The organism is Chryseobacterium sp. SIMBA_038, assembly GCF_046535115.1.
GTDB lineage: Bacteria > Bacteroidota > Bacteroidia > Flavobacteriales > Weeksellaceae > Chryseobacterium.
Map to the genome: position 1 here is coordinate 1 of NZ_JAWRXH010000108.1, position 281 is coordinate 281.

Annotated in this window: 1 protein-coding gene; it reads right to left on the reverse strand. The window is 37.7% G+C overall.

Annotation, left to right across the window (positions count from 1 at the left end; genetic code table 11):
* Positions 1-281: ATP-binding cassette domain-containing protein (locus SB689_RS22910; protein WP_410694365.1), on the reverse strand; the 281-nt coding region annotated here is incomplete at both ends.

The following is a 281-nucleotide window of genomic DNA, read 5'->3' on the forward strand; positions in this document are numbered from 1 at the left end:
ATAAAAATCTCACCGGAATTAATATCATACAATCGTGTAATCAAGCTGATAATGGTAGATTTTCCGTCTCCGGTTGCTCCAACAATGGCTACAGTTTCTCCCGGATGTACTTTAAAATCAATTCCTTTAAGAACTTCCTGCTTCTCATCATATGCAAAACGAACTTCTTTGAATTCAATTTTACCGTCAAAATGCTCTTTCTCTACCTTTCCGTTGTTTGGCATTGCATAGTATTCATCCATCAAACCAAGAACTCTTTCAGCACCAACAATTCCGCGTTG